A 26,947-nucleotide genomic window follows, 5' to 3' on the forward strand; every position below is an offset into this window, starting at 1 on the left:
CTGAACCAGATGAAGCTGACAGTGCCTTTGAGCGTTTCTACGCAATTGTAGGATTATTGTACCTAGAGCATTAGCCTGTCGCGCATTTCTCAATATTTGCGACAGGCCCACTTTACTGCTGTGAATAGTTTATCAATGTCTCTCTGTAGAGTGAGAGTAAAGTATCGCTATCCACTTGAACGCCGACTTGTTGTGCAGGAAATAAACCCCATTCATCATTCATATAGTTACGTTGATCAGCTTTCTGAATGGTCATCCCTTCCGCTGGCCCATCTGTGACAACCCTGACCGGGCCATTACGACTTGTAAAAAGAGACGGTTGGATAACATAAGCAATGGCTGATGGGTCATGAACATGACAACCATCCATTCCTACTTTGTCAGAATAAAACTTTAAGTAGTAACGGCTAATGTCCCAGATGAACTGCCCAACTTCTCCAGCGTCATCTCGCAACTCATCAAGGTATTGACTGGTAAAAAAACTCTCCTCTGTAACATCGAGTCCGATAATGACTACTGGCCATGATGCCGTAAACACCTTATCGGCAGCATGAGGGTCATCATGAATATTCGCTTCGGCAAATGGTGTTACATTTCCTCTATGGCCGTTTTCACCGAATGCACCACCCATAACGACCACTTCTTTTACCAAGTCGACGATGTCAGGAGCAGCTTCCAGTGCAAGTGCAAGATTAGTCAGAGGACCGACAGCCACAAGAGTGATCTCTCTAGGTTCAGCTCGAACACTGTCGATAATGAACTGATAAGCTGGCTTTTTAATCGCTTCATAATCTAGCGAACTTGGTGCCGTCACATCACCCAACCCCGTTTCACCATGCACAACAACCGTTGCTCCAACGGGATCTCTTAATAAGGGCTTATCCGAACCTTTAGCAACGAGTGCCTTCATACCGAATTTTTGCTTCAGATAGAGAGCATTTTGAGTGCCATTGTCTATCGTCGCATTTCCATAAACGGTCGTGATCCCCATCAGCTCAATATCTGGATGTGCTTCTGCAAATAGGATTGCCATTGCATCATCGATGCCCGGATCTGTATCTAGGATGATTTTCTTTGTCATATCAGCTTCTAATTAAACAGTTGAGAGGAGTAGACGATACCTAGAAAAAACACTGATGAACGTGACTTGAATCTCATGATGAGAGCAATTTAAATTAAACACTCAAGGTTTGAATTGCTCGTATGAATATTGTACTCCGGTCATTTTGTTTCTGCCTTTTCTAAGGTATTAGTACCTTAGAAATATTGGAAAATTCACTATGTCACTACAAGTTTTTCGACAGTGATGGACCACCAGTAGAATAGAATGTTCGATACTAAAGAAAGTTATCACGATGTATGTAGTGAGTTTAATAATGGCTAGTAAATCAGTTGCTTACGGTGGGGTTTTTATTTTTAAGATTCCAAGATCAAAAGCGAAGTAGATCCTGATTTGGAATGGATGCCATCTACAAATAATGATGTTGTAAACGTTATAAATTCTCTAAACGAATTGGTTTTGCACGGTCACTTAAGGCAATTAGGTCGATGTGGTCGTTATGACCATATATTCAATAACTGAAAAAGAACGTAAGTATTGGAATGAGTTAAATAACAAGTTTTAGATACTCTTCTTTTTCCTAAAGGTGTGCCAAACGCTTCGCTCTAAAAATACAGATCAAAATCTGAGTGGCTATTGGTGTTTAAGATCTTTGGTATTTAAGTCCTTTGATAGTTAAGCCCTGATTTAGCCTTCTAGATTACGCCTAACTAAATCGTGCATTTGTTTTACTGTCATCAGTGCTAACCAGATGATTTCTTCTACCGAACGTTGCCCAGCAGCAGACATTGGGTGGTCGGCGCCAGTTTGATTGGTGAGCGCGGGTAGCTCATGGACGCGGTTATCACGAATGGTATTGATCAATGCATCCATCGCATCATGAATCAAGCTTTCGACTTGTTGTGAACCTTGGTATTGCGTGCCTTTCCTGACCAGCGGAATCAGCAAGCAGAGATAATGGCTCAACAATCGATAGTGACTCAGCATATCTTCATAATAGTGAGGATTGGCACGAGTGTGTTTTGGCTCTTGCTGCATCTCATTGTAAATCAGCTCAAGGTCGCTTTCGGCGGTTAGCATAGCGGCACGTTGCTTGGTTAGCGCAATATGGTCATGTTGTTCGGTGCCAATTTGCAGCTGTTCGTAGCAATACACAAATAAGCTTTTTGAACTATTAAGCGCTTTTAACGCTTGAGTGTGGATCTCTTTGCCTCGCCATTGCGGCCATAACAAGCTGTATCCGAGCAGCACAATCGCGCCCCCGACGATGTTGTCGATCAAACGTGGCGCGGCAAAATCGAGCCCTTGATGTGCCATGGTCTGATACACCAAAATCAATAGCGCTGTAATGCAACCAATGGCTAGCGAGTAATGGCGCATGATATTAAGCATTGCGACAGGCAAGAGGATAACGATAAGCGTATACATCGCGGTCGTTGGTACGCCAATGTGAATTAAAGAGGTCGCGAACAGCACACCAAGCGCTGTACCTAAACAGCGTTGCCACGTTTTACTGCGTGTCGCCAAGAAGCTTGGCTGAATCACCATTAACATCGAAATCAGAACCCAATCAGGGCGAATCAATTCAAAGTATTCCGCAATTCCAGCACCAAGTGCGAACATCAAACCGACACGGGTAACATGACGCCAAATCGGATTGCCTCGGCTTGGTAGGCGAAAAGACAACTCGAACGGCTGCACTTCAAAAGAACGTTCATAAGCGGGTTCATTAAGCTCAATATGACGGGAAATGTGCTTCACTGCGTATGCCCAATAACGAAAGCGGGGTTGGTCTTCGAGCTTGACCGCTTCAATCAAGTCATTAGCTTCTTGCTCTAATGAGCTTAAGTGCTTCACCTCTTCGTTTGTGTTGTGTAGAAGCTGTTTGGCTTTGTGTCTTAGTCTTTGCTGACAATGTTGGCTCCAAACCAATAACAAGTCTCTCTTTGGCTTACTTGACTGAAATTGGCTTAATAGGTCTGGATTTGTTGTGTGACTGCTGATTATGACTTCAAATGTATCGAGTGCGAGAAATAAGGCTTGTCGGAGCGAGTCAGCATCTTCGTGCTTAGAGCGAAAGGATTCGGATTGAAGTGCCTGTTGGAACAACTCGATGAGTTGGTATTTGATGCGTCTTTTCGGTGCATCACTTTCGCTACCTAACAAGAAGGCTTGTCGATATTGGATGTAGTCTGCCAAGGCTTCGTAAATCGCGGACAGACACACGCGCAGTGCATAGTGCTTCCATAATGCAAACCAAAGCCAGCTAAACAGTGCAAAAGTAAGAGGCCCGAGTACCAACAAAGGGTACAAGCTTAGCGCGGTGTTGGAATTGTTGAGTGAGAGAGTGACGACTGCTATCAATAGGCTAGACATGCCGAGCCTCGCCCAGAATGGACCATTGACTGCCGCACTGGTAAGCAAAGCACCCATAGCACCATAAGTCACCCATAAAGGCAGTCCGCTTTTCAGCAGAGCGTAACTGACGACTAGAGTCATGCCCCAAGTGGTGGCGGTAATCGCAAAACGTGTCCACCTCCTTGGCCCTGCTGCGTCGAGGCCACTAATCAGAGCGGCTGGCATGGTCATCAGCGCGGTCATGGCGATAGTGGTTTGATTCGACAGCACCCCTAAACCGAGAAATAACACAATGGCACTGGTGGCGCGAAGCCCTAGGTTAATAGAAGGGGAGTACCAGATTTTACGCAGAATGGCAGGAGAAAACGTCATAGATCCTCTTAACTTGCTGTGTCTCATTCAGTGTAACGTCAAACCTCTACATTGTGCTGGTTTCAATCACAGATTGATAAATTGAAGCGCTGCAAACCTCTTCTATTGGCATAGAACGCTATATAGCTTGGTTTATTCGAAAGCGAATCCACAAGGTTTAAGACAGCAAGATTCAAGATAGAGGGTTCAAAAATAGACAGTTTGGTAGTCGATTGAATCAGCAGAGAACGAGATTCGACTCAGTCCTACTTTCTCGCTGCGATTGTATTCATTGATTGAGTGGTCAAAGCCATAGGCTGTTGAAGGCGCCATGTATTGGGCTACGCTTTGTTGTGTCGCCGTTATTCCATCATGGCCATGACCGCAGATCACGTCACGAACGCGATATTTTCGAAGCACGCTCATCACATCAGCATCGTTTTCTAGACGGATCGCTTTCATCCATTCAGCACCGACGGGAATGACAGGGTGGTGGATAACGACGATGGGGTTATTCGCCTTTCTAAGCTGTTGTTTTAGCTTTGTCATTCCACGGTTATCAATGCGCCCTGAACCGAGTGGGTGACGCGTATCCAACGGCTTGTAGCTAGAGTCCAGAAATACAAACTCTCGTTTACAGACAGTGGCTTTATTGGTGACGAAAATCGTCGATCCTTTTAGCTCTTTGCGCATTAAGCAAGAGTCGTCATGGTTGCCAGCAATCGCGTAAATAGATTGTTCGTTAATGTGTTCTCTAATGAACGCTTCTAATCGAACGTAGTCTCCCGGTTTTGGATTACAACAAATATCACCGGTCATAAAAATGGTCTTGCATGCTGTGTCTTTGCTGACGTATTCCAATGCTCTACGCAGGTTCTCATAGCTGGATTCATCTGAAAGATGACAATCACTGATTTGGTAAATGGTGTTCATTGCTGTTGTCCGGTTGTGCCATACGCATTATCAAAGGTGATAGAAAAATGCCTGCCAAATTGGCAGGCATTTATTGATGCTAATTTGCTTTAGGTGCTTTAGGTGCTTTAGGTGCTTTAGGTGCTTTAGAAGCTTCGTGTTGCTCAACCATAAACGCAATGGCTTCATCGCTTAAACAAGATTTACTGACATATTGGCGCTGTTTTCCAATATGAAGGATAAAGCCTAAATCGGTCTGTTGCAGTTGGGAGATGTCAGTCCAAGCGATAGTATTGGTGTTTTTAGCGTTTTTATAACTCACACCGTTAACGTCACCTTGAAAGATCACTTTGCTGCCAGCACCGGAGCTGATTTTTTGTCGCCATATCCACCAGGTTCTCTTGCAGTACACACTGAACGCTTCAATCACACTCAAAACGATAAAGAACCAGCCAACGTAACCGTTAGGTAGTAGTTCAAACTCTAATAAAACCACACCAAAAATAAGAAACAGTATTCCTTTTAAATAGGCTTTTGGAAATTGAGTCGGAAGGCTAGTTTGATCATAACACTCTGTGAAAAACGTCTTGTCGAGGATGTACTCTGTGGTGAAACCGGGATCTTTAGACATGTCTGGCTACTTTAATGTTTTCTGTGAATGAGATTTCTATAAAGGGGCTGCTGCGCTGCAATCTCGTAATTCCAGCATTGTATCGCTTGTCGGTACTTTTCTTTAACGGTTTTGATGCTCTTTTGTAAATCAATAATACCGACGGGGTTTGCTCTCGGCATAGCTCACTTGTTTACCTGAATTTATATTAAATGATGACTAAAACTAAGGCCTCGTGTTTGCGAGGCCTTGATGTGTGAGATGCGGGTGAAAAGAACCTCCGATTTATGGCTACGTATTAAAGCTCTACATGGTGAAAACAGGTGACATACCACTCTCTTGTCCGTTCATTAGTAGTAGGCCAATCAATACAAGTAGAATGCCACCAAAGAGTTGTAAGTAATGACCTGCGACTTTCAATGAAGCGTTATTGTTCTTGTTACCTGCAGCCAAATAGCGTTTCACTAGATGTTTGCCCGTTAGCGTCATCATAGCGATTAATGAGGTCGTTAATGCGGTACCTATTGCCATAGCAAAGGCACTCATAAGCCCCATCCAATATAGACCAACCATATTGGCGAAAAGCAGAACCATAATGGCTCCAGTACACGGTCTTACTCCAATAGTCACTATGATTCCGGCGTATTCACGAAGCGTGGAAGCTTTGTTGATCGCGTCTGCATCGGCAACATGCTGGTGGCCACATCCGCAGTCGGCATGAGAATGATCTGCATGAGAGTGTTCCGCAGTTTGTAATGCGTTAGTCGGGTTCAACATGGCTGAACCAACAGATAGAGATGAGCGAAGCGCTATTGGCGATTGGACTGTGCCTGGTGGACGAGCGGCCATTGCTGAAGGCGCATCGGCTGCTAATGTGGTGATGGCTTTCACTTTCAACTTTGGCTTACGCATTGTGGTGTAGATATTTTTCAAAGCCTTCCAGCAGATCAAAGTACCTACCACGGCCACCAACGCAAAGCTTAATGAAACAAACATATTCGCTTTGTCATTCACTACGCGCATTGAAGCACTAAAGCCCCACAGCAATACACTCACCAATAATATCGCGACCAGTGCTTGTAAAAACGCAGACACAACCGTAAGCACTAAACTGGCTTTCGCCTTAGTCGGGTGAGTCGCTAAGTAAGTAGACACGATAACCTTGCCGTGTCCTGGGCCTAAAGAGTGAAGCATACCGTAGACGAAGCTGAACCCGATAAGGTAACTGCCTGCGCCCCAAGGATTGGATTTAGCTTCATAGAGTAGGTCGGCAAGCTCTGCGTTAACTTCCCTTTGCCATTGAATACTAGAGATCACTAACGATGGCCATATAGACCACAATTGGTACGCACCGACAATAACAAGTAACAGGGCGCCGACGCCAATGAGGTAATAGTTTGTTTTGAGGCTATTTTTCTGCATTTAACAAGAACCTGTATCAGAGACCTTTCTCATTGAGTGAGAGGTTTAATGAGTTTGAGTTAAGACGTTTACTGACTGAAACGAGCCGCAATGATTAAGACGCTGGAACCGCAGCACAATGAAGCTCAACCGATTGAGTAAACAGTTGGCCTAACGTGTTATCTGGGTCAGCATCGGCTGGTAAAGACATCGCATAACTCATCTGTTCTGGCGTTGGGTTGGGCTCGATTAATTCCAACTGACATTGTCTCGCTAGTTCAGGTGACAAGGTCACGTCGCTATTCGATAGCCACGACATGTCGACGAAGTAACTAGGGTCAAAAATGAGTACGCGGAGCGAGTCTCGTGTCACGGGTTTAGGCTTAGAAAGTGGTAGGTCAAATGTTAGAACCATTTTGGCTTTGTCACGCTCAAACTTGGCGTGTTCAGCAACTTGATATTTGATGGGCTCTTCACCATCATAAAAGTACGTGAAGTAGTGCTCATACTTCATGTTTTCAATAACAGACGCAGCGAGCTTTTTTAATGTTTCAGCTTCTGTATCGGCAGAGACGTCTTCTCCATCCAACATGTACATCGAGGTCATTGCATCAAAAGACCACTCCATAGAGAGACCGGTGATCATGCCATTATCTCCCTCAATATGAGTTTTCATCTCTATCCAAGAGTGAGGATGGGCTTGCAGGGTCGGAGCAAAAGACAATAATGCCAACCAAAGAGGCAAACGCTTAATAGAACGCAAGCCTGTCGAGACGCGGCTTGCATAGCGCGAAGAGAGCTGATTGAGTGCGTTGGTTAGAACAAATAGCTGTTTCATGAGAACGAATGGTTATTTAGTGTAATGTTATAATATAACAATTCGTGCATTTGTTCACTTCGAAAGAGAATAAGAAACACATTAAAAACAACATTGGTGACCACAATTCATTATTTGCTATTAGAAGAGAGGAGAAGAGAAGAGAAAGGAGATTAGTTGGGGATGACAGGTGCAAAGCGTTCATAGCTATCCCAGTATTCTTATACTCACTATTTTTCTTTTATTTTCGTGTTGCCGTAGTCTTTACTCAACGCAACAAAACTCCCCACATGTTCTTAAAGATTGTGGGGCATGAAAGGAATGAATAATGAAACGACTTTCCCCTTTGACACTAATCGCGAGCCTAATTATGAGTTCAACTACGCTGGCTAGCGAAAGAGCCGAAATGATGTTAACCAACGCGACGATTTATGGTCACGACAATGCCGATACGATCGTCATTAGTGATGGAAATATTATGTTTGTTGGTAAAGAAAATGATGCTCGTAAATATCGAGCTAAAAATACCGAAATTATCGATCTAGAACAGGCTTATGTAATGCCCGGTTTTATTGATAACCATAACCATGTGTTTGAGGCAGCTTCTGAAGCGGGTGGCAACTGCGAATTGAGTATGGATGCTTCGCTTGAAGGCCAAATTCCCTATTTAGAGGCTTGCAGTAGAAATGATAAATCTAAAGGTTGGTTAATGGGCTATGGTTTTTCATTAGATGCCATTCTTAATGAAGACAATCGCCAGACACCGCTTGAAGTAATAGACCGAATTTTCCCTGTTCGTCCTGTTGTGATCATGGAACAGACCTCGCACTCTATGTGGGTCAATTCTGCAGCGCTTAAACTTGCGGGCATCACCAAAGATACACCTGAACCTCAAGGTGGCAAGATTCTTAAAGATCCAGAGAGCGGTGAGCTTAACGGTATTTTATTTGATAATGCTGGCGATCTTGTGATGGAGATGGCTTGGAACAGCCTAGAAAGTCAGTTTAATCAAAGCTATGACGGATTAATGGCTGGCCTTGAAGAATCAGCGGCCAATGGCATTACAACGATTGGTGATGGTCGAATGTATTGGAAACGTGGCTGGTATGAAGTGTGGAAGCAAGCAGAAAAAGACGGCAATTTAACCGCTCGAGTCTCGCTTCGCCCATGGATTTATCCAACTGATTCAATGGAACCACAGTTGGCTTTTCTAAAGACAATTCAATCAAGTGATGCTTCGAACTTGCTATTGGTTGATCAGGTGAAAATGTACAGCGATGGAATTACGATCAACGGTACAGCGAAAACGCTAGCACCCTATCTAAACACTTACATTCCAGATGAGCCGTTCGGCATTAATTATATCCCACCTAACCAAATGAAAACGTGGTTGGATGCATTGGACAAAGTTGGTTACAGCGCACACATACATGCAATTGGTGATGGGGCAGTTCGTGAGTCACTTAATGCAATTGAACATGCTCGCCAAAATGGTTCGGTAAAACCTTATACACTGACTCATGTTGAGCTTGTCGACCCAGAGGATGTCACTCGTTTTGCTCAACTGGATGTCACAGCAGATTTTCAAGTCGGCTCTGAGTATGTGGTTGAGCACGACCATTCATGGGCTAAACTCTTTCTAGGGGCGAAGAGAACTCACGCATTGATGAATCTCAAAGCTATCTTTGATACAGGTGCGAACTTGACATTGAGCAGTGACTGGAACGTTCATGAGTTAAATCCGCTTGTTGGTATCGCTAACAGTATAAGAATGGGGAGTACGAGGCTGCCGAATATTGAGGCAGCAATCGATGCGTACACCATTAATGCAGCGACAAGCCTTGGAATAGAAAACGTTACAGGTTCTATTGATGTGGGTAAATCAGCTGATTTTGCTATCTTAGAGCGAGATATCACCCGCTTGTCAGTTGACGATATAGCAAACGCAGAAATCCTAATGACCATATTACAAGGTGATATCGTTTTCGACGCAGAAGAATAACAAAACTAGGTGTAGGGCTTGCTCTGCACCATTTTTAATGGAGATCCATGTGCAAATAAAGCGTTTTTATATTGAGGTGGCAGTAAGGCAGTTGGTTTTAATTATATTGATTGTACCAATATTGTTTCGCTGTACTTTTGATAGCATGCGCCAGATGGATCAGAGTAACCAAGCAGCCATACTCACGGTAATTGGTTTGTTGATGGCGGCGGGTATTATTGGCATTTTTGAGGCGACCTATCAGAAAACACAACTGACTAGCCGGCTTCAGCGCACGCTTGCCCATTTAACAAAACTACTACTGTTTATTGGTATTTCTGAACTCATCATTTTGGCCATCGCGGCTGTTGGAATTACGTCGACTGTGTGGGACGACCCTTTACTTTGGGCAATCTTCCCAATTTACGCATCTTTGTACGTATACGACTGGTGGGATGCTCTCATCGCCGCTTCAGTTTCCTCTTCTACTTTTACTTCTAAATCAGTAATTGCAGCAACTTCTCTTTCTGCTCAAGAGCTCAAGTCAGAAGATGGATCTCAAGTCGATTCAGAAAACATATCTAAGCCTAAGCCTAAGCCTAAGCCTAAGCCTAAACCTAAATCTGAATCTGAACCTGAACCTGAACCTGAAACCCAACCCCAAGGTGATCTTGAGGTTAAAAATAACTCTAAGTCTGCTAATTAAAGCTGAGCTTGTTAATTGGAGCTGAGCCTGTTAATTAAAGCTAAGCCCGAAAACTAGAATCAAGCCCAAAAATGAACTCAAGATATAGGTTTGTCTGAGAGTTGATGATGGGTTTTGAACGCTTCTACAATTTGGCTGCCATATGGAGACAGGGTTAATCCATTGCGCCAACACAACTCAATTCTTCGGTCGATACCGGCAGGTTCAAAATCGCAGTGTAGGGCGACCAATTGGCCACTTTCAATGTGTGTGTTTACAAACTCTGCGGGCAAAAACGCAAAGCCTTTGTTGTGTTTTAACATAGCGATGAGTAGTTGAATATCAGAGAAAACACCATAGCTAGGGCTAAATCCATCACTGTTATTATCTCTATATCGTTCATTGTTGTTCGTCGTCTCTCCCCAAATTAACTCTCGGTATTGGCTTAAGTCATTACTTGTCACAATGGGTAATTTAGTGAGGGGGTGATCAGGGCTGCACGCTAATACTTCTTTGTAATGACCTAACCTGCAGTACTCAAAATGCTGGTGATGAAGAGTATCGGATTCATGAGTAATGATGATGTCTACGTTGCCTTCGCTTAGATCTCGCATGAGTTGGTGCTGTTCTTCGCGATACACTTCGATACATAAATGGGACAGCTCTAACGTTAGCGCTAAAGGCTGAGTGAAGGCGAGATCGGGAATATAGTTTTCAATCCCAATTCTAAGCACGGTAGATTCACCTTGCGAAATTATCTCAGCACTTTGAACTAACTTGGTAAGTTGGCTCATGGTATGTGTGAGATAAGGCAGCAAACGTTCTCCATCTTTGCTTAATGACATTTTATTGCCAGTTCGGTCAAAAAAGTTAACGCCAAGGTCAATTTCTAGATCAGAGATCCATTGGCTAACTTGGGGTTGTTTTTTTCCTAACTTACGGGCAGCAGCAGATATTGAACCTGTTTCAGCGGCCAACAACAGTGCTTTCAAGTGTAGTGAGTTCATAGGCTTACATTATTCCAACACGTACAAAATTAGGGTCTAATTTTGATTCCAGTAGTTACGCCACTATACGTACTTATCTTGAGTTGATCACGTAAGACCGACATTTCCAAGCCTACTTAGCGACCAAATTTATCGTTCCTATGATCAAAAAATTCACGTGATTGTGAAGTGCCTACGTATTGGGAAACATCATTTTGGTGAAGGGGAGATTGGCTTTTAGTTTTGGCTTCCTGCTACCACTCTAATCTGTAAATCTAATTTTTCACATGATAGTTATTGGCATATGCCAATAATGAGGCGTATGCTGAACTTCTGATCATCAATAACAGGAAGTTACCATGTTATACGCAGTACCTTGTCTTAATCTTCATGTCGGCAACCATTTTGCTCGTTCACCACAGATAGCGATTGTGGATGACCAACGACAAATAAAGCAGATGGTTCCTTTGGTTGAGTCCGACTCGTCTTGCAATAAAAAGAAGCAATGGATTTCAGTCCTCCGTTCTTACGACGTGCAGGCTGTCGTTGTCCGTCACATAGGAAAGAGGATGCTGGCGCACTTGTTCAATAACGATATTAGAGTGTTGGCAACAACAAGGAAGGTGGAAATCGGTGCTTTGGATTTTGATAATCTGCAAGAAGTGACCGATTTAGATTATGGTCGAGAGCCTCGCAACGTTTGTCACAGTAAAAAAGGGCAAAGTAAGAAAGGGTGTGGCAACAAAGAACACCAGAAAGATAGCGCGCTTTTTACGTCACAACCGAATCAACTAGGCGTTATACGAGGGTGTCGTAAATGACATTCCTACTAACACTATTAGGCTTCATTGGAATCGTTACGTTGATGGCGATCGGTGTGATTTTCTCACGCCAACCAATTAAAGGCAGTTGTGGAGGGTTGGCACAGATAGATATTGAGCGTGAATGTAATTGCAAAGATGTATGTGAAGGGCAGAGTCGAAAGCTATATCAGATCTCTGAACCATCAAGTTAAGGCTATAGGAGTCTCTCGACAAGTAACGTTAAAGCTTCGAACTATGAGCCTTGAATCACTAACGCGTGGCCGTTGACGATGCACTTGGCGACTTTGGCTCGTGCACGCTTGATGATGTTGCCGAACGTTTGGCGAGACACCTGCATTTGTTCAGCGGCTTCAAGTTGGCTCAGCCCTTCTTGATCAGCCAAGCGTAAGGCTTCCAGCTCTTCTAATAGCAATTCTTCTTTATGAAGCTCGTCCATAGGAACGCCATTAGGCTTAAAACAAGAGTAAGCCGCACGGGTACATAACTGGCGATGTTTTTTTGGTCGAGCCATATCAATCTCTAGGAATCTAAGGGTAAAAGGTAAGTATGAAGGTTTTCATTCCACACAATCATCGGCGCTGCCAAGTATGCAGCCAAGGCTTCTTTTCAGACAGCCCGATTTGCTTTGAAGCCGTTAGCGAGCACGAGACTTTAGCTAAATATAAAACCAGGGCCAAGATTGTACCAACAGATAAAGCTGAGGGCTACGATGGCATCATGCAGGGGGGCATTGTCACCGCGTTACATGACAGCGCGATGCTGCATTGCTTGTTCCAAAATAACATCACTGCCATGACGGTCAGCTTAACGTCTCGTTTCCATCATCCAATTTCGATTGGTCAAGAACTGGAAGTTCGCGCACGATGGGTCAAAAGCAGACGAAATATCTATTTATTAGAAAGCCAAATTACGCAGTGCGGAAAGTTGTGTTCATCGGCACAAAGCCAGTTCATGTCATCTCACTAGTTATCGATCCGAGGTTTCCTATGCCGTTAGTTTGTTACGCCCATTCTTTTGCACAATAAATAGAGGTTTTCTATAGTTAAGGTAATAACTATTAAAGCTAGGGCAGTATTGAATTTATCATAAACTTTCTTCACTTCTGAACGCGCTGATGTGTGTTCATTAGTCGAGCCTTCGTATTCAATTCATTGCTGTCTTCTTCCGGAGGGCTGCTGATGCACAAATTGTTCAAATTGACACTCCGATACAGTGTCACTTCAATCGTTTCTCTTTTTCTATTCTTCAGTGGTTTTGCTTCCTCTTCTCCCCTTAAAGTCGGTGTATACCCTTGTCCGCCTTTTGTAATTAGTTCTATGGAAGGTGAATGGAATGGCCTGAGTATCGAGCTTTGGGAGCAGATAGCGAAGGAAATGGAGGTTGAGTTTACGATAGAGACTCATCGCTTGGATGACTTACTCAATTCCATTGAAACAGAGCAAATCGACATCGGTGTTTCCTGCATTTCAATCACTCCAGAACGTGAGTTGTTCGCTGACTTTTCCCACTCCTTTTACGAAACTCATCTCGCGATCGCCGTTAAGAAGCAAGGTTATCTTCACTCCCTACATTCCATATTCTTAAACCCCGCCTTATGGAGAATCATTGGTGTCATCATCTGTATCTCCGGCTTAATAGGTGCGTTTTTTTACCTATTGGAACACGGAGAAAATGAAAAACTCTACTCGATGAAAAGCAGAACGGGTCGTTGGTTAGAAAGCTTCATACTCGGATTGCTGTTCATCACTCGAGGTCCATTCAATTACTTTGAGTTTAAGAGCTTAACTGGGCGAATTGCCACGGTGTTCATTGGCGTGTTGAGTATGTTGTTCATCGCCAGTATTACTGCCGTATTAGCCAGCAAGCTCACGCTTAGTCAAGGGTCTTCGCAGATTAAAGGCATCAATGATCTTGCGAACGTGGAAGTTGGGGCAAAAGTCGCAACGACGTCTTCTTTAATGCTCACCAGTTTTGGTATTCGACACAAGAGTTATATCGATATGCCAAGACTGTTGGCGGCTTTAGAAGAAGGCGAAGTGGAAGCGATTGTCGCTGATGATGTGGTTCTCAAATATATGATCGGTAATGGCAGAATAAGCGGGCAATTTGAAGATCTGGAAGTGTTGCCTTACCAATTAGAAAAGCAAAATTATGGCTTTATCATTACGGAAAACAACGCGTACGAAGAAGAGATAAACCGTGCGTTATTGAAGATTCGTGAGTCGCGAAAGTGGCGTAAAATCTTGGTTGATTATTTTGCGGATCAATAATCAACAACAGCGGAATACTACAAAGCTTTCTGGGTTCTGACTGCTACATTTCGGAACTAGAGGCTTTGTTCTTTTTGAAATATTTAACTGCTGTCCAGACGGCATAAGCCGCAACACCAACAATCAATGCTGAGCGAATTAGGATAGGCGCATCGTGCTCCAGTTGACTAGCATGCGGAACAATACTGGCAAACAATCGACTGGTGAAAAACAGCCCCATTACTAACATAACAATCTTATTCATGTGACCTGCCATTCAATTAGATGCGTTACCAGAACAAGGGATAGGTTAATCACACTCTCGTGAGGTTAAAACTTGTTCTGTTCGAAATTAAAGAATGCGCTTCTCAAACGCGCCCGTCAACGCGATATCCGCCTAAAACCAGTAAGCTAAAGTTTCGTTTTTGGAAGTGGTTCTTTTCATTAATGGAGATATACGCAAAGGATTGAATGTGTGAGGAACAGTTGAACTTATTACGATGAATTTCAATTTCGCCAATTATTATTCTGATTTATGATCGCATGCAATCTAGGGGGGACAAATGTCCTCCTATTTGTTTCTGAAGGCGCAATAAGATAAGTGCTACTAAAAAACAAATAATAAAGGACACTTTTATGGACCTATTCGCCCTACTTGATATCAATAATACCTTAGTCAACATCCCAATAGGGGATGGCTATGCCATGAGCTGGATTGAAGCTTTTGGCACTGTATTTGGCCTGTTGTGTATTTGGTTTGCAAGCCAAGAAAAAACCATTAACTACCTGTTCGGATTACTGAATGTCACCTTATTTGCGGTTATCTTTTTCCAAATTCAGTTATACGGATTGTTACTTCTTCAACTCTTTTTCTTCTGCGCCAATATTTACGGCTGGTACGCATGGACACGCCCTAATGAGCAAGGTGAAACGTTAGAAGTTCGCTGGTTGAGTCAAAATAAGCTGGTGGCAACAGCTGCAGCGTGTGCGGTTTCGATTGCACTGCTCACAATGTATATCGACCCATTCTTCTTTGCGTTGGCGAACATCGCGGTTGATAGCCTGAATCTATTTGGTGCGGATTTAGCGGAACCTGTACTTGAACCGGATGCGTTCCCATTCTGGGATGCAACGATGACCATTCTATCTATTGTTGCTCAAGTTCTTATGACACGTAAGTATGTTGAAAACTGGATACTTTGGATTGTGATTAACATTATCAGTGTTGGTATTTATGCGACGCAGGGCGTGTACGCAATGTCTGTTCAATATGCAATCTTAATGTTCATTGCGGCAAACGGTACTCGCGAGTGGGCACGCACAGCTAAACGAAACAGTGATAAATCGTTAACTCAAGCAACGGCTTCTTAGGAGTGAAGATGGCAAAGCAACCTCATATTGGCGTTGATGAAACGCAAATTGCTCCGTTAGTCATTGTTTGTGGTGAGCCTGATAGAGCGAATCGAATCGCGAGCTTGCTAGAAAATGCAGAGATGGTTTCTGAGAATCGCGAGTATCGAGTCTTCACTGGCACCTATCAAGGGAAGGCGATATCAGTTTGCAGCACCGGCATTGGCGCACCTTCAATGATCATTGCCGTAGAAGAGCTTAAGTTTTGTGGTGTGACTCATATCGTCAGGGTAGGGTCTGCAGGTGCGATGCAGTCACAGATCGGGCTTGGTGAGCTAATTATTGCAGAGGGTGCGGTTCGCGATGAGGGTGGTTCTACCGCTTACGTTAAGTCGTCGTATCCCGCTTATGCAAGCTTCTCTCTGCTTAAAGAGCTAGACAAGTTCTTGCAGCTGCAAGCAACACCTTATTATTTAGGAACGATACGCTCACACGACAGTTTTTATACGGATGATGAGCAGGCGCTTTGTCAGTACTGGAATGGTAAGGGCATTTTAGGTGCAGACATGGAAACATCCGCGCTGTTTACCGTGGGGCGCTTGAGAGGGCTTAACGTAGCTTCTATCTTGAACAATGTTGTCTTGTACGAACAAGATGTAAAGGAGGGCGTTGGGCAATATGTCGATGAGGCAGAGGCAATGATGCAAGGAGAGCGGCTCGCATCATTAGCGGCACTGGAAGCATTAATTACTCAATAAGAGCCTCAATAAATGCAAGACGAAAGCGATGGGAGACCGTCGCTTTTTTATTGGGTTCTCTCCTCTGGTTTAAGTGGTTACAATCGTTTGAATATAAACAGCAGTAATGCAATGAGAGAGTAAGTATGAAGATTGCACCATACTCAAGCGGACGCTTTAAAAACTACTTAGAACAAAAAAGCTCTGAATTTAGAGAACTCATCTATCACCACCAAGTTAACTCTCGTTACTTCAATCAAAACGATGAAATTCTGCGTCAAGGTGAGCAGCTTCAGTATCTTTATGTAGTGCCCGCAGGGAGAGTCTCTATGAGTATTTCTGCGGCTAATGGGCGACGCTTTCAATTGGGTGAGGTGAATTGCGATTACCATATCTTCGGTGAGATGGAGTTTTTCACTCAGACACCTTGTCAGTGGAACGTAGTGGCTGACGAACACATGCAAGTTGATGTCATTTGCATTCAGAAACTAGCAGAAGCACTGCATGAAAATCCGGAGATGATGTTCTTCTTTGCCTCTGCATTAGCGGAAGATTATCAAGACTCTATGGGCATTTACACTAACCGTCTTTTACACTCAATTACCTACAACATTGCCTACGACTTATTGGTTCAAAGCCAGACAAATACTGTGTTAGGCGGTTTCGATAAAGTGAATCAAGAAGCGGAACGTTTTGGCACATCGAGCAGAGTATATCGAAGAGCGGTTAAAGACCTATTAGACAAAGGTTTCATTAGAAAAGGAGACCAAGGGTTGGAAATTGTCGACCAGCAAGCGCTCCGAGCCTTTATTGATTCGTATGAGTAATAAAAAGAATGACTATCGATACCAAATTGCATCAACGTATTAATGGAGTGACTGAATTGCAGAAAGAGGTCGCTTGAAAGGGTTAATCGGTATAAGCACTTGTATTAGTGAAGCGCTGTTTCTTAAATCAAAAATGCCACTACAAGGCTGCAGTGGCATTAGAAGAATAACAAACTATAACTCTAACAGTTTTGCCAATTCACGCTCTTCCATAAGCTCTTCAATGCGTTGACGAGTTTTGGGCGTTTCGGCTTGTGCTTTGGTTGACTTGCCTGCTTTTTTACTGCGGCTAGCTTTAACTTTTTCTTTGGTTATAGACATAGTAATCTTCCTTGGATTCTGCTTTGAGATCGTATTTACTCTAAGCGTTACATGACTCTTTTAGTGCTTTACCTGCTTTAAACGCAGGCGTTTTTGATGCTGAGATTTGAATCTCTTCTCCGGTTCGTGGGTTACGACCAGTGCGAGCAGCACGAGAATTAACTTTGAAACTACCGAAACCAAGGATGGCAACATCATCACCCTTAGCCAATGTATTAGAGATACCTTCAACAAGTGCGTTTAACGCTGAACCTGCTTGATCTTTTGAGATGTCTGCTGAAGTTGCGATGTGTTCAACCAACTGAGATTTGTTCATATTCTATATTCCTTATTGAGTACGACTGGCGCTTAACTTTAAGGCCAAGCTTGTTCTATCTTAGCAATAAGGGCTGAAATAGTGTTAACACCTAGGCAGGGTTTTGTAAAGTAATCAACAAGATTGAGCGTTAAATCATCTTTCAGTATAACCGAATGCAGTTCTTTAGCTATTGGTAATTTAAATGCTAGCTATCAAGCTAGTATGAGAAAGGTGAAAGTAATCTCTCATTTTTTGAGAAAGCTGATCATAATTCAGCATATCACTTGTCGGATAAATGAGAGAACAGAAACAAAAAAGCCCAGCGAATGTGCTGAGCTTTTTGTGTGTGTTTCTATTTTAAGACGAGACACTAAGTTAGCTCGGTAAGATCTACTTAGTAATAAAGATTTTCTCGGTTTCTAGTGACGTCATAGCGCGAACTTGGCGCCAAATGTAATAGAAAATACCTAACATCATCAGCATGCTAGGGATAGCTATGGCTGGGTAGCTGTATAGCGTGAGCTTACCCAACTCTTCATTAAAGGCTGCAGTGCCGGCAGGGCTTGTCACAATCCAAGTCGCTAGGAAATAGTTCATCGCAGAAGAGAAAGCGAAGGTACTTGCGAACATGTAGTTCGATGTCATTAGACAACGATCAAACTTTGCTTGGTTACCGAACTGTCTTAAACGCTCTTCAATAAGAGAGATGTTTAACAGAGCTGGCGTAAAGATAACTTTTTGGATAAACGGGTAGCGAGTGAAGGTCGAGCCAAGGACCGCTAAACCAATTAGGCCAGGTATTAATGCTTCTTTTAGTGCTAACCAACGAGTATCTAGTTCGAAGAAACCAATGCCACCCGTTAATAGTACGCTGACGAAGCCAAGTGCAGCGATGAAGTTAAACTTCTTGTTGCGGATTAGCTCCATACCACCGTAAGCGATAGGGAAAGCAAGGGCGACAAGCAGTGCTAGACCGGTTCCTAGGTGCTCCTCTCCACTGAACTTCATTAAGATGAATGACGGAAGAAATACGTTAAAAACGATTTCGAAAAGAGGGTTCGATTTTTTGTTTTCTGTGTTACTCATAATTTCTAAATACATTATGTTATGGATTTATTCTCAGGGATTGTTGTTTACCTCGCCCAAGATGTAAAGCCTTAACACGTCATGCTGTGTAACGACATGTGACATCAACGACATCTCGGAGCCTGTCTCACGTTGAATTCAAGACTTTACGCATTCTAGTTTTGGATGCTCTTAGGTATCTCGACTAAACGAATCAAGCAACGTTTCATGATCAGGCTTGCTTGCCAAACTCTCAATGCTTATAAGTGTCAGTACGTCTGCGAACGGAGAAAGGCGTAAAAAATCGATGATGTTGCGGCTGTCCACTTCATCAAACAATTCAGTATGTCGAAACTGGACGTAATCTAAAGCGACATGGAGATACAAGGTGGCCAAGTTGTCGCTCAAAAGGGATTCTAGTCCTTGTTCTTTTATCTCTTGGTCAAGTTGCTCTAGGGCGGCAACGATACCTTCTTGCCCTCTATGGATAAGCGCATTGTCACTGTCTGCATAGCGAATCAATGCCGCGGTTCTAAACGCGATCTCCATTAACGTCTTTGCTGTTCCTAACGTTTGCATTTCATTGGCACGACTTAACGTTACCTGACGTAGCGTTTGAGGTTGGTACGTTTCAATTAGGTATTGGCAAATGCACAAGCTTTCCGTCAGTGCTGTTTCGTCTTCAAGTTTGAGTGCTGGAATTAAACAAAACGGATTGACGCTTTTTAGGTTGCCCGGGGAGCTCCATGGATCAACCCAAACAAAAGACAAAGGAGAGCAGCGTGATAGAAGCGCAGTTGCTGCGACCACGCGTGAAAACGGGGAGGTTTCATTTAAGTAGAGTTGCATGACAATCCTTTATTGTATTCGTCAGATGAACTGAGGAAGTTAGCTTAGGTCTAGGTCAATGTTCAGGCTTAGAGTGAGTGACAGTCATTAAGGTACACACCGCAGACAGCATCAAAGCAGCAGTACTAACGGTGAACAACACGTCGTATAAAGCCATATGATTTAAGTAGTACGCCATCAAAAGCCCAACCACACCTTGTGATACAGCAAAAGAGAGTGTCATTCCTGCCCACGCTTTGGTATGCAGTTCATAGCCTACAATCTCTAACGTGTAAGTCGACACAAGTGTTACCGTTCCCGGCGTGAAAATACCAACCAGTAATGAAGAAATTAACAGCGCGATAGGATGTGTACTAACAAGCGGTAATGCGACGCCTAAAGCCTTGAGGCTAAATGCAATGCAGAGGGATTTTTTAAGCCCTAACTTGTCTCCCAAGACACCGGTAATCAATGGTCCAATAGCGGCGCCAATACCAAAGGTTGCCCAGAACAAACCACCGCTGCTGAACGACATACCCAGTTCTCGCACGATGTAATCTACCCAAAACAAGGTATGGGGTAAGTAGCCAATAGCGTCGAAGGTATACGCTGCCAGAATAAGCGCAACGCTGATTAGTTTTGGCTTTGAGAGCTGAGAGAAGGAGGATTTTATATAAGGCGCTTTAGACGTGTTAGGTTGGGTTTGCCATGCATTCCAAGTCAGTATCGTTGTGACTAATGCGATGACTCCCATGCCAACCCAAGCCGACACCACACTAAAATAGATCAGTACTGGGATTAATGTGCCTGATAACATCGCACCAAGTCCAATGCCTGAAAATATGATACCGCTGACACGCGCCTTCACATCGGGATTAAACTTTCGGACAATCACTGGTGGGGCGACAACCATTAATAAGGCACCCGCAATTCCAGCCAAAGTTCGCCAAACATAGAACCATGTTAAGGGCGCTTCTTGTAGCGCACAGCCTAAGTAACTAAAACTGCTTATCAACATAGCGAATCGAATTAACTGCCCAGCACTAAAGTAACGCAGCAGTATGTTGGCAGCAGGTGCACCCAATATGTATCCAAGAAGGGTCGCGACACCAAGGTAAGATGCATCACTTTCGCTAAACCAACCACTTTGAATGAGAGCCGGCATTAATGCTATATAGGCAAACCTACCGATCCCGTTGCCTATTAGAGTCGCCCCCATTCCAGCCAAGCTGTCTCGATTAACGATGTGTTTATTCAGCATTAAAAGGGCTCTTTATAGGTTCAGCTAGATGTTCTAGCACTAGGACAAGATCTTTGTTTAGTTTTGCATACTGACATCATTCGCCATCAATATCACTAGGCGGTTAGTCATATAATTTGCTCATCTAAAACCGGTTTGAGATAGGTAAATAGCGAGTGTGTTTAAACACTTAGGTGGATGTGTTGTTCTGCCGAGGATAAGGCAATAAGCGATTGTTTTAATCACCGCAGATTTGAGTGATTAATTGTTAGACTAAAGTTGGATGACCGACCGCCTTAATTGAACATGAGTGATTTGTTTATCTAGATCTGTGTACTGACTTGCCGGCTCTAACTCACATTCACCCACCTTAAACGATAGATGAATGTGAATTAAGAAAGATCTAACTGGGTAGGTGTGAACCCATTATTTATCGAAGAGCAGATTGAAGCTTAAAGGGATTTTGTCGGAAATCGCTAACCCACCAACGGTAGCTGATAGCTTGTTCAAGTTGTCTGTCGATATTCCAAAATCAGCGCTATTGACGATGATTGTCGAGGCTGAACAGACCATCACTAACTCTTCTGAAGGAACGATTAAAACGGGAAAATCAATCGTTTTTGTTACGCCGTGCAAGGTAACCTCCGCTGCAATGGTTGTTCTTTTTGGGTCACCAGACAACATTGACGGTTCAACTTTTCCAGAGATTTTTGCTTCAGGGAAAGTCATCGATTCAAAGTAGAGCTCATTGAGCCTCTGATCGCGAATAGCGACGCCAGTACTCACACTTTTCACGTCCAACAATATGGCAAATTGACCCTCTTCGGTAAGACCACCAGATAAAGGCTTGATGGATGCGGGCTCAACAACAAACTGCTTCTTGATAGTTGCGAACGTAATATTCGATAAATTGGGGTCTAACGTGTAGCCCGTTTCCGCTAAAGATTGAGCTGAGATAACGATGCATAGGAGGCCGAGTGTAGAGATTAGTTTTTTCATAAGTTGTCACCACATTGATGAATTCACAAGTTTAACGTTCTCGAGTCGTGCACGTTTGGAGTCTTTATTTGAACTAAAGATAAATTAGAAAAAGATAGATAGAAGCTTAGTTCAGCATTCATCAAATTACCTGACGAAGGTAGAGCATCGCCATATTATTGGAACCATGATCGGCAAAGTTACTTGTGCAAATTTAGTTATGTTATAACATAACTAAAAATCGCTACTGCTGTGAACGACGTTTGCAGTATTAAAAGAGAAACGATAAGCATGCATCAAGGAGATGACGTAATGAATGCCGTGTTAACCAAGCCTTTGATAACGAATAGTAATCAGCCACTTAACATTAGTTCCGTTGTGAGTATCAAGGATCAGGCGAATCATAATCCAGGACTTAGCGCTTCTGAGCAGCCAACGGTATTAGCGGATATCTACCAAAGCGATATTAATATAGCGGTATGGCAGCGACAGTTTGATGAAGGTTTAACTATGGCAATTAGTGAATTCATCGCCTCGAATCCTAGCTTCAGTAAGTCTATTAGCCTGTCACCAGACAACGCTTACGATAAATTGGAATTTGCTACCGACGGAACCGCTTCTAAAGCGTTATTAGAAAACATGACAGAGCTGGTGGATATGTTCTGTTGTTTGTTCGAGCTTGAAGAAGTAGGGCTCCGTTTGGCGGTTCTGAATAAAGCGATGTGTCCTCGTTTTCATTTTGACCAAGTTCCTTGCCGCTTAGTGACAACCTATCACGGCGTTGCGACTCAATGGCTGCCAAACGAATCGGTCGACCGTTCTAAGCTTGGCCGTGGAAGTAACGGACAACCTGATTCTGTTTCTGGCCTGTACAGTGATGAGTCTGACATACAGAAAATGGCCAGTGGTGATGTTGCGTTATTAAAAGGGGAGCGTTGGAGTGGCAATGAAAATAGAGGCCTTGTTCACCGTTCACCAGTTACGTCATCAAATGAGACACGACTATTGCTGACTCTAGATTTCGGTTAGTAAGCTTTTTATGAGATGAGCAAGCGGCTTAAATACGGCTTGCTCTTATTCATTTAAGCGAATACGCGGATGCGGTGGTTGTCTGGGTCAACTGCGAGGAAGTTAATGCCGTAAACGGACTCTTCTGGCGCTTGCTCAAACTGGATACCTTTTTCTTTCCATGCTTTATAGAGGTTTTCCAGTGTCTCTTTGTCAGCAAGAGGCATAGAAAGCTCAGTACCGCCACCCTTGATGTTACTTGCTGGTGTTAGAACGTCAGCCTGCTTGAGTGTTATTTTAACGTTGTTTGCAAAGTCTAGAACAGCAAAGGTCGGTGATAGAAGCTTTGGTTCGCAATCAAATGCTTTTGCATAAAAGCCCATGCTGCGGTGAATGTCAGTGACATAAAGAACAAATGAATCGATGGTAAACATAATAGCTCCTGAAATGTTCAATTGGATTTGCCGTGTTGGTTTCAGTTAACTCAGCTTTTGTCTTGAGCCCGATTTGGGACCACGGCAATGTATCGAACCCCTGTGACAGTTTTTGTCAGTAGTGAATCACTTTATCTGTAATGCCTTCTATGTCCTGCCAATCTTTGAGCAAGTCATGACGTGGGCGCTGATACTTTTCTTCTAGGATTTTCCATTCAGCCATTCTATCGAGCCTGAAATTACGATATGCACTTCGCGTTTCACACCAAGCGACCAAAACGTAGTGCTGTTCGAATAAGCCAATCAACATTGGCCAAACGATTCTTGAACTCACATTAGCTTTTGCGTCTGTGTAATGAATCTCAGCTTTACTCTGCTGCTTAATTGCTAGCTTGATATCTGACAGTTCGATGGTTAACTCTGCAACGTCAATGATTGAAGCAACACGCACAATGTCTTCACTGCGTTTGATCTGATGGTCAGCAGGTAACACCGCAGAAATTTTGGCAATGGCATTTCTAGCCGATTCACTGAATTCCCCATGGGCTTGCTTGGCTACCCATTCAGCGCCAAGCCTTAATGCTTCCAATTCTTCCGTTGAAAACATCATCGGAGGGAGAGTGAAGGTCGGTTTCAACTGATAGCCAACTCCTGCTTCACCATCAATTTCAGCACCTTGTGCTTGCAGCGTCACGATATCGCGATAAATGGTGCGAGTACTCACATTGAGCTCACTAGCCAAGTAGTCAGCGGAAATTGGGTATTTGTGACAGCGCAATAATTGGAGCAGGTCGAAGAGGCGTTGGCTTCGGGACATAGAAAAACTCAGACGACAGAATGAACGATTAGATTAATGGATCAAAACTCGTAACGCTATTTAGGTTGTAAGAAATGGCGTGATCTGTGCATTTACCAGTCCTAAAGTATGACGCCTACCCGTTGAACTTATTCTCGTCTCTAATTCAAAATTTAGAGTTTGCCATTCTTTAAATCAATGGATTACGATGCGTGCTCTTACTCACACATATGAATAATTCAACCGGTTAGCTGGTTTCTTAATTTATTTTAAAGCGTAAAATATATCCCGCTTGCAAACCGCTTTGGCAACCAATTTGTTCGCCACGGTTTTTTACTTCCAAATTATAGGTTTCCTATGTTCAAGAAACTCTCGCTTAAAAATAAGCTAGCGATATCAGCTAGTATGGCCATCATCCTGGGGGGGATTTTGGTTGAGGCCCTTTCTTTTCGTGCTTCACTGCAAAGGTTGGATATTGAAGTTGAACAGCGCTTAGAGGGCGCATCGGCTTCGTACAATCAATATGTATCGGATTGGATCTTATCCAAAGAGCGTGCGCTTACTTCTCTTTCGAAAGAGTCCAAGCAAGACAGCTTGGTGACTCATCTAAAACAGGTTCGTGACTCGGCCTCTTTTGATAATGTCTTCTTGGCATTTCCTGATGGTTCGCAAAAGAACGCGAACGGAGTAGTATTGCCGCCGGGTAATGATGATCCCCGTTTATGGGGTTGGTACACCAATGCGGTAGCGAACCCAAGTAAGGTGTTCATGGATAACCCAACGGTTGCTGCAGCAACTGGGGCGAACGTTGTTTCATTAGGAACAGCAATGCAACTGCATGGGCAACAGGTTGTGTTGGGGGCTGATGTAGAAATTACAGACATCTTAAACAGTCTAGAGCAGGTGATTCTTCCAGGTGAAGGTTACATGTTCATCGCGACCAACAAAGGCACGGTTTACACGCACCCTGACACTAAGTTACTGAACAAGAATATCAGTTCACTTGGGTTAAATTTCTCCGATGTACAAAAGGCTCTGACTAGCGGTAAAGACACTTCTATCGAACTGAATGGCAGCGACTATGTTCTGTACGCACGTGCTATTGACGGAACGAGCCTGATTACAGTGAGTGTTGTTAATCATGACTCTCTGGTTGCACCGTTATTTGATGCAGTGATTGGTCAAGTTTTGGCGACACTGCTGGTCGTTATTGTATGTACCATACTGTTTAACCTTTTGTGTACGATTCTATTCCGTCCGTTGAACCACGTATCTCAAGCATTGGCGCAAATCGCGAATGGTAGCGGTGATTTGACTCAACGCATTCATGTAGAAAACCAAGATGAAGTGGGCGAGTTGGCTTATAACTTCAATACCTTTGTTGGAAGCTTACAGCAGTTGATTGGCCATATCCGTGGGCAGTCAGAACAGCTAAATAGCCAGTCAGAGCAAAGTACCCAACGTGCGAACCGTTCTGTGGACGAGCTTAATCATCAACAGCAAGAAATCACAATGGTGGCAACGGCTGTAACGGAAATGGCCTGTGCAACTCAAGAGATTGCCTCGCATGCCGAGCAAACAGCAAAAGCGGCACAAGACTCAGCGACAAGCACTAACAGTGGTCACGCTCTGGTAGTCGACACTAAAGGTTCGATTAATAACTTGGCCAATGAAGTGAACGAAGCGGGCAATGTGATTAGCGAACTTAACAAGCACGCTCAAGAGATCTCGACAGTACTCGCAACGATTCAAGGTATTGCTGAGCAAACCAATTTGCTTGCTTTGAATGCGGCGATTGAAGCGGCTCGTGCTGGTGAACAAGGTCGTGGTTTTGCTGTGGTAGCAGATGAAGTACGTGTGCTTTCGCAGCGTACCCACTCTTCAACGGAAGAGATCAAATCAACCATTGATATCTTGCAGCGCACAACGGCGCAAGCGGTTGAGCTTATGGAGAGCAGTTCTAAACTGGCGATACATTCAGTAGAAGATGCCGATCGAGCTTCGCATGCGCTTGAAGAGATCAATACTGCAGTTGCTTTGATCAGCGACATGGCGACTCAAATCGCGACGGCTGCTGAAGAGCAAACACACGTGACAGGTGAAATTACCCAGAACATTACGACCATTAAAGATGTCACTGACCACCTAGTTGTGGGCGCACAGGACAGCTTAACTGAGTCGAACGAACTTAAGAGTCAAGCCGCTGGCTTAAGTGACAAAGTGGCGACTTTTAAGCTTGCTTAACTGGTTCACTCACTGATGCCTGATCAGTGAGTGCGCGGTAAGCAATAAGCCAAAGCGACGTACATTACGTCGCTTTTTTTGTGTCTGTGAACAATAGAATTCTTTACTAATCCGCTTCTGAAAATTCTCTAAGCGCACTCATTGCGGCTTCAGCTTTGTCTTTTTGAACGAAGATATGATCGTGATAATAGCCTGCAATCACATTGGCACTAATGCCGTATGAGCCAAGTTTAGTCGCAAAAGCAGCCGTTAATCCAACCGCTTCGAGGCTCGAATGTACCGATAAAGTGATCAGGCCAAATACACCGTCGAAGTCTAGTTGAGCTTTGGTCGCAACTTCTTCTTTCAGAACCAGTGTTAAGCCTTCTTTTTCACGAAAGGTCGCTACTGGGTCGAGTTGAACATAATCTGCCAATCCCCCGTCTACAGTACAAAAAACGTAATCACCTTCAATGAGCTCTGGTGACATGGACTTTAGCAGAATGTTTAAATCGGTAATGGCGGTCATCGTCTTTTTCCCTGCGTAATCGCGTTTGTTTATGGTGTTGGATAATGCAGCCAAGATAGAATTTAGCTTTGCATAAGTA

At 43.6% G+C, this 26,947-nt stretch carries 29 protein-coding genes; 11 read left to right on the forward strand and 18 right to left on the reverse strand.

Annotated features, from left to right (window positions below; genetic code table 11):
* Positions 1-112: 112 nt before the first annotated feature.
* From AC3CH4_RS06475 to AC3CH4_RS06500, 6 genes are all read right to left on the reverse strand, one after another.
* Complete coding sequence (locus tag AC3CH4_RS06475) at positions 113-1,081, reverse strand: nucleoside hydrolase (protein WP_017085347.1); 969 nt, start codon at positions 1,079-1,081, stop codon at positions 113-115.
* A 666-nt stretch (positions 1,082-1,747) separates the two neighbouring features.
* Positions 1,748-3,790 carry an FUSC family protein gene (locus tag AC3CH4_RS06480; protein ID WP_488543479.1) on the reverse strand — a complete coding sequence of 681 codons (2,043 nt, stop codon included), beginning with the start codon at positions 3,788-3,790 and terminating at the stop codon, positions 1,748-1,750.
* A gap of 186 nt (positions 3,791-3,976) precedes the next feature.
* Positions 3,977-4,702, reverse strand: a complete 726-nt coding sequence (locus AC3CH4_RS06485) for a metallophosphoesterase family protein (protein ID WP_488543480.1) — start codon at positions 4,700-4,702, stop codon at positions 3,977-3,979.
* Positions 4,703-4,781: 79 nt separating this feature from the next.
* A complete protein-coding gene (locus AC3CH4_RS06490; RefSeq protein ID WP_488543481.1) occupies positions 4,782-5,312 on the reverse strand; it encodes a YcxB family protein in 531 nt (176 codons plus the stop codon).
* A 285-nt stretch (positions 5,313-5,597) separates the two neighbouring features.
* A complete protein-coding gene (locus tag AC3CH4_RS06495; RefSeq protein ID WP_488543482.1) occupies positions 5,598-6,713 on the reverse strand; it encodes a nickel/cobalt transporter in 1,116 nt (371 codons plus the stop codon).
* A 94-nt stretch (positions 6,714-6,807) separates the two neighbouring features.
* Entirely contained in the window at positions 6,808-7,530 is a 723-nt protein-coding gene (locus tag AC3CH4_RS06500; RefSeq protein WP_488543483.1) for a DUF1007 family protein, read from the reverse strand.
* Between the two features lie 307 nt (positions 7,531-7,837).
* Here AC3CH4_RS06500 and AC3CH4_RS06505 point away from each other — a divergent pair, with 307 nt between their 5' ends.
* Both AC3CH4_RS06505 and AC3CH4_RS06510 read left to right on the forward strand, forming a co-directional pair.
* Positions 7,838-9,511 carry an amidohydrolase gene (locus tag AC3CH4_RS06505; RefSeq protein WP_488543484.1) on the forward strand — a complete coding sequence of 558 codons (1,674 nt, stop codon included), beginning with the start codon at positions 7,838-7,840 and terminating at the stop codon, positions 9,509-9,511.
* Between the two features lie 154 nt (positions 9,512-9,665).
* On the forward strand, positions 9,666-10,196 hold the full coding sequence (locus tag AC3CH4_RS06510; protein ID WP_488543485.1) for a hypothetical protein: 531 nt from the start codon (positions 9,666-9,668) through the stop codon (positions 10,194-10,196).
* 77 nt (positions 10,197-10,273) lie between these two features.
* Here the strand turns inward: AC3CH4_RS06510 and AC3CH4_RS06515 are convergent, their stop codons facing one another.
* On the reverse strand, positions 10,274-11,182 hold the full coding sequence (locus AC3CH4_RS06515) for a LysR family transcriptional regulator (protein ID WP_488543486.1): 909 nt from the start codon (positions 11,180-11,182) through the stop codon (positions 10,274-10,276).
* 338 nt (positions 11,183-11,520) lie between these two features.
* Between AC3CH4_RS06515 and AC3CH4_RS06520 the strand changes: the two genes are divergently transcribed.
* Together AC3CH4_RS06520 and nqrM are read left to right on the forward strand one after the other, a co-directional pair.
* Positions 11,521-11,982 (forward strand): NifB/NifX family molybdenum-iron cluster-binding protein, encoded by a 462-nt coding sequence (locus AC3CH4_RS06520; protein ID WP_065205415.1) that lies wholly within the window; start codon positions 11,521-11,523, stop codon positions 11,980-11,982.
* The gene (gene nqrM, locus AC3CH4_RS06525) at positions 11,979-12,176 is read left to right on the forward strand and encodes a (Na+)-NQR maturation NqrM (RefSeq protein WP_171312602.1); all 198 of its coding nucleotides are present in this window, start codon (positions 11,979-11,981) and stop codon (positions 12,174-12,176) included. Before AC3CH4_RS06520 ends, nqrM begins: the two co-directional genes overlap by 4 nt.
* Before the next feature lie 41 nt (positions 12,177-12,217).
* Here the strand turns inward: nqrM and AC3CH4_RS06530 are convergent, their stop codons facing one another.
* Positions 12,218-12,496: a DUF134 domain-containing protein gene (locus tag AC3CH4_RS06530; protein WP_009846970.1), complete on the reverse strand. Its 279-nt coding sequence runs from the start codon at positions 12,494-12,496 to the stop codon at positions 12,218-12,220.
* Positions 12,497-12,531: 35 nt separating this feature from the next.
* On the opposite strand from AC3CH4_RS06530, the gene AC3CH4_RS06535 reads away from it, so the two are divergent.
* Positions 12,532-12,951: a PaaI family thioesterase gene (locus AC3CH4_RS06535; protein WP_488543487.1), complete on the forward strand. Its 420-nt coding sequence runs from the start codon at positions 12,532-12,534 to the stop codon at positions 12,949-12,951.
* A gap of 212 nt (positions 12,952-13,163) precedes the next feature.
* Entirely contained in the window at positions 13,164-14,255 is a 1,092-nt protein-coding gene (locus tag AC3CH4_RS06540; protein WP_488543488.1) for a transporter substrate-binding domain-containing protein, read from the forward strand.
* Positions 14,256-14,298: 43 nt separating this feature from the next.
* On the opposite strand, the gene AC3CH4_RS06545 is transcribed toward AC3CH4_RS06540, so the two are convergent.
* The gene (locus AC3CH4_RS06545; RefSeq protein WP_017075162.1) at positions 14,299-14,499 is read right to left on the reverse strand and encodes a hypothetical protein; all 201 of its coding nucleotides are present in this window, start codon (positions 14,497-14,499) and stop codon (positions 14,299-14,301) included.
* A gap of 371 nt (positions 14,500-14,870) precedes the next feature.
* On the opposite strand from AC3CH4_RS06545, the gene pnuC reads away from it, so the two are divergent.
* The 3 genes from pnuC (at position 14,871) to AC3CH4_RS06560 (ending at position 17,148) form a co-directional block, all read left to right on the forward strand.
* The gene (pnuC, locus tag AC3CH4_RS06550; RefSeq protein ID WP_192890518.1) at positions 14,871-15,605 is read left to right on the forward strand and encodes a nicotinamide riboside transporter PnuC; all 735 of its coding nucleotides are present in this window, start codon (positions 14,871-14,873) and stop codon (positions 15,603-15,605) included.
* 8 nt (positions 15,606-15,613) lie between these two features.
* On the forward strand, positions 15,614-16,342 hold the full coding sequence (locus tag AC3CH4_RS06555; RefSeq protein WP_488543489.1) for a nucleoside phosphorylase: 729 nt from the start codon (positions 15,614-15,616) through the stop codon (positions 16,340-16,342).
* Between the two features lie 125 nt (positions 16,343-16,467).
* Positions 16,468-17,148, forward strand: coding sequence for a Crp/Fnr family transcriptional regulator (locus tag AC3CH4_RS06560; protein ID WP_488543490.1), 681 nt, complete (start codon positions 16,468-16,470; stop codon positions 17,146-17,148).
* 174 nt (positions 17,149-17,322) lie between these two features.
* Here the strand turns inward: AC3CH4_RS06560 and AC3CH4_RS06565 are convergent, their stop codons facing one another.
* The 6 genes from AC3CH4_RS06565 to AC3CH4_RS06590 form a co-directional block, all read right to left on the reverse strand.
* Positions 17,323-17,469, reverse strand: a complete 147-nt coding sequence (locus tag AC3CH4_RS06565) for a hypothetical protein (protein ID WP_004734823.1) — start codon at positions 17,467-17,469, stop codon at positions 17,323-17,325.
* A 40-nt stretch (positions 17,470-17,509) separates the two neighbouring features.
* Positions 17,510-17,785 carry an HU family DNA-binding protein gene (locus tag AC3CH4_RS06570; protein ID WP_004734824.1) on the reverse strand — a complete coding sequence of 92 codons (276 nt, stop codon included), beginning with the start codon at positions 17,783-17,785 and terminating at the stop codon, positions 17,510-17,512.
* Between the two features lie 372 nt (positions 17,786-18,157).
* Positions 18,158-18,853 carry a VC0807 family protein gene (locus tag AC3CH4_RS06575; RefSeq protein WP_017075154.1) on the reverse strand — a complete coding sequence of 232 codons (696 nt, stop codon included), beginning with the start codon at positions 18,851-18,853 and terminating at the stop codon, positions 18,158-18,160.
* A 171-nt stretch (positions 18,854-19,024) separates the two neighbouring features.
* Entirely contained in the window at positions 19,025-19,681 is a 657-nt protein-coding gene (locus AC3CH4_RS06580; protein WP_488543491.1) for a glutathione S-transferase family protein, read from the reverse strand.
* 55 nt (positions 19,682-19,736) lie between these two features.
* Positions 19,737-20,921 carry a YbfB/YjiJ family MFS transporter gene (locus AC3CH4_RS06585; RefSeq protein ID WP_488543492.1) on the reverse strand — a complete coding sequence of 395 codons (1,185 nt, stop codon included), beginning with the start codon at positions 20,919-20,921 and terminating at the stop codon, positions 19,737-19,739.
* Positions 20,922-21,326: 405 nt separating this feature from the next.
* Positions 21,327-21,899, reverse strand: coding sequence for a YceI family protein (locus AC3CH4_RS06590; RefSeq protein WP_488543493.1), 573 nt, complete (start codon positions 21,897-21,899; stop codon positions 21,327-21,329).
* Between the two features lie 291 nt (positions 21,900-22,190).
* Here AC3CH4_RS06590 and AC3CH4_RS06595 point away from each other — a divergent pair, with 291 nt between their 5' ends.
* The gene (locus AC3CH4_RS06595; RefSeq protein ID WP_146454815.1) at positions 22,191-22,907 is read left to right on the forward strand and encodes a DUF1826 domain-containing protein; all 717 of its coding nucleotides are present in this window, start codon (positions 22,191-22,193) and stop codon (positions 22,905-22,907) included.
* A gap of 53 nt (positions 22,908-22,960) precedes the next feature.
* On the opposite strand, the gene AC3CH4_RS06600 is transcribed toward AC3CH4_RS06595, so the two are convergent.
* Together AC3CH4_RS06600 and AC3CH4_RS06605 are read right to left on the reverse strand one after the other, a co-directional pair.
* On the reverse strand, positions 22,961-23,320 hold the full coding sequence (locus AC3CH4_RS06600) for a VOC family protein (protein ID WP_171312599.1): 360 nt from the start codon (positions 23,318-23,320) through the stop codon (positions 22,961-22,963).
* Between the two features lie 115 nt (positions 23,321-23,435).
* On the reverse strand, positions 23,436-24,137 hold the full coding sequence (locus AC3CH4_RS06605; protein ID WP_488543494.1) for a helix-turn-helix transcriptional regulator: 702 nt from the start codon (positions 24,135-24,137) through the stop codon (positions 23,436-23,438).
* 336 nt (positions 24,138-24,473) lie between these two features.
* On the opposite strand from AC3CH4_RS06605, the gene AC3CH4_RS06610 reads away from it, so the two are divergent.
* Complete coding sequence (locus tag AC3CH4_RS06610) at positions 24,474-26,360, forward strand: methyl-accepting chemotaxis protein (protein ID WP_146454721.1); 1,887 nt, start codon at positions 24,474-24,476, stop codon at positions 26,358-26,360.
* Positions 26,361-26,466: 106 nt separating this feature from the next.
* Here the strand turns inward: AC3CH4_RS06610 and AC3CH4_RS06615 are convergent, their stop codons facing one another.
* Positions 26,467-26,868: an ACT domain-containing protein gene (locus AC3CH4_RS06615; protein WP_054546487.1), complete on the reverse strand. Its 402-nt coding sequence runs from the start codon at positions 26,866-26,868 to the stop codon at positions 26,467-26,469.
* Between the last annotated feature and the right edge of the window lie 79 nt (positions 26,869-26,947).

The organism is Vibrio sp. QJM3NY_26 (assembly GCF_057786005.1).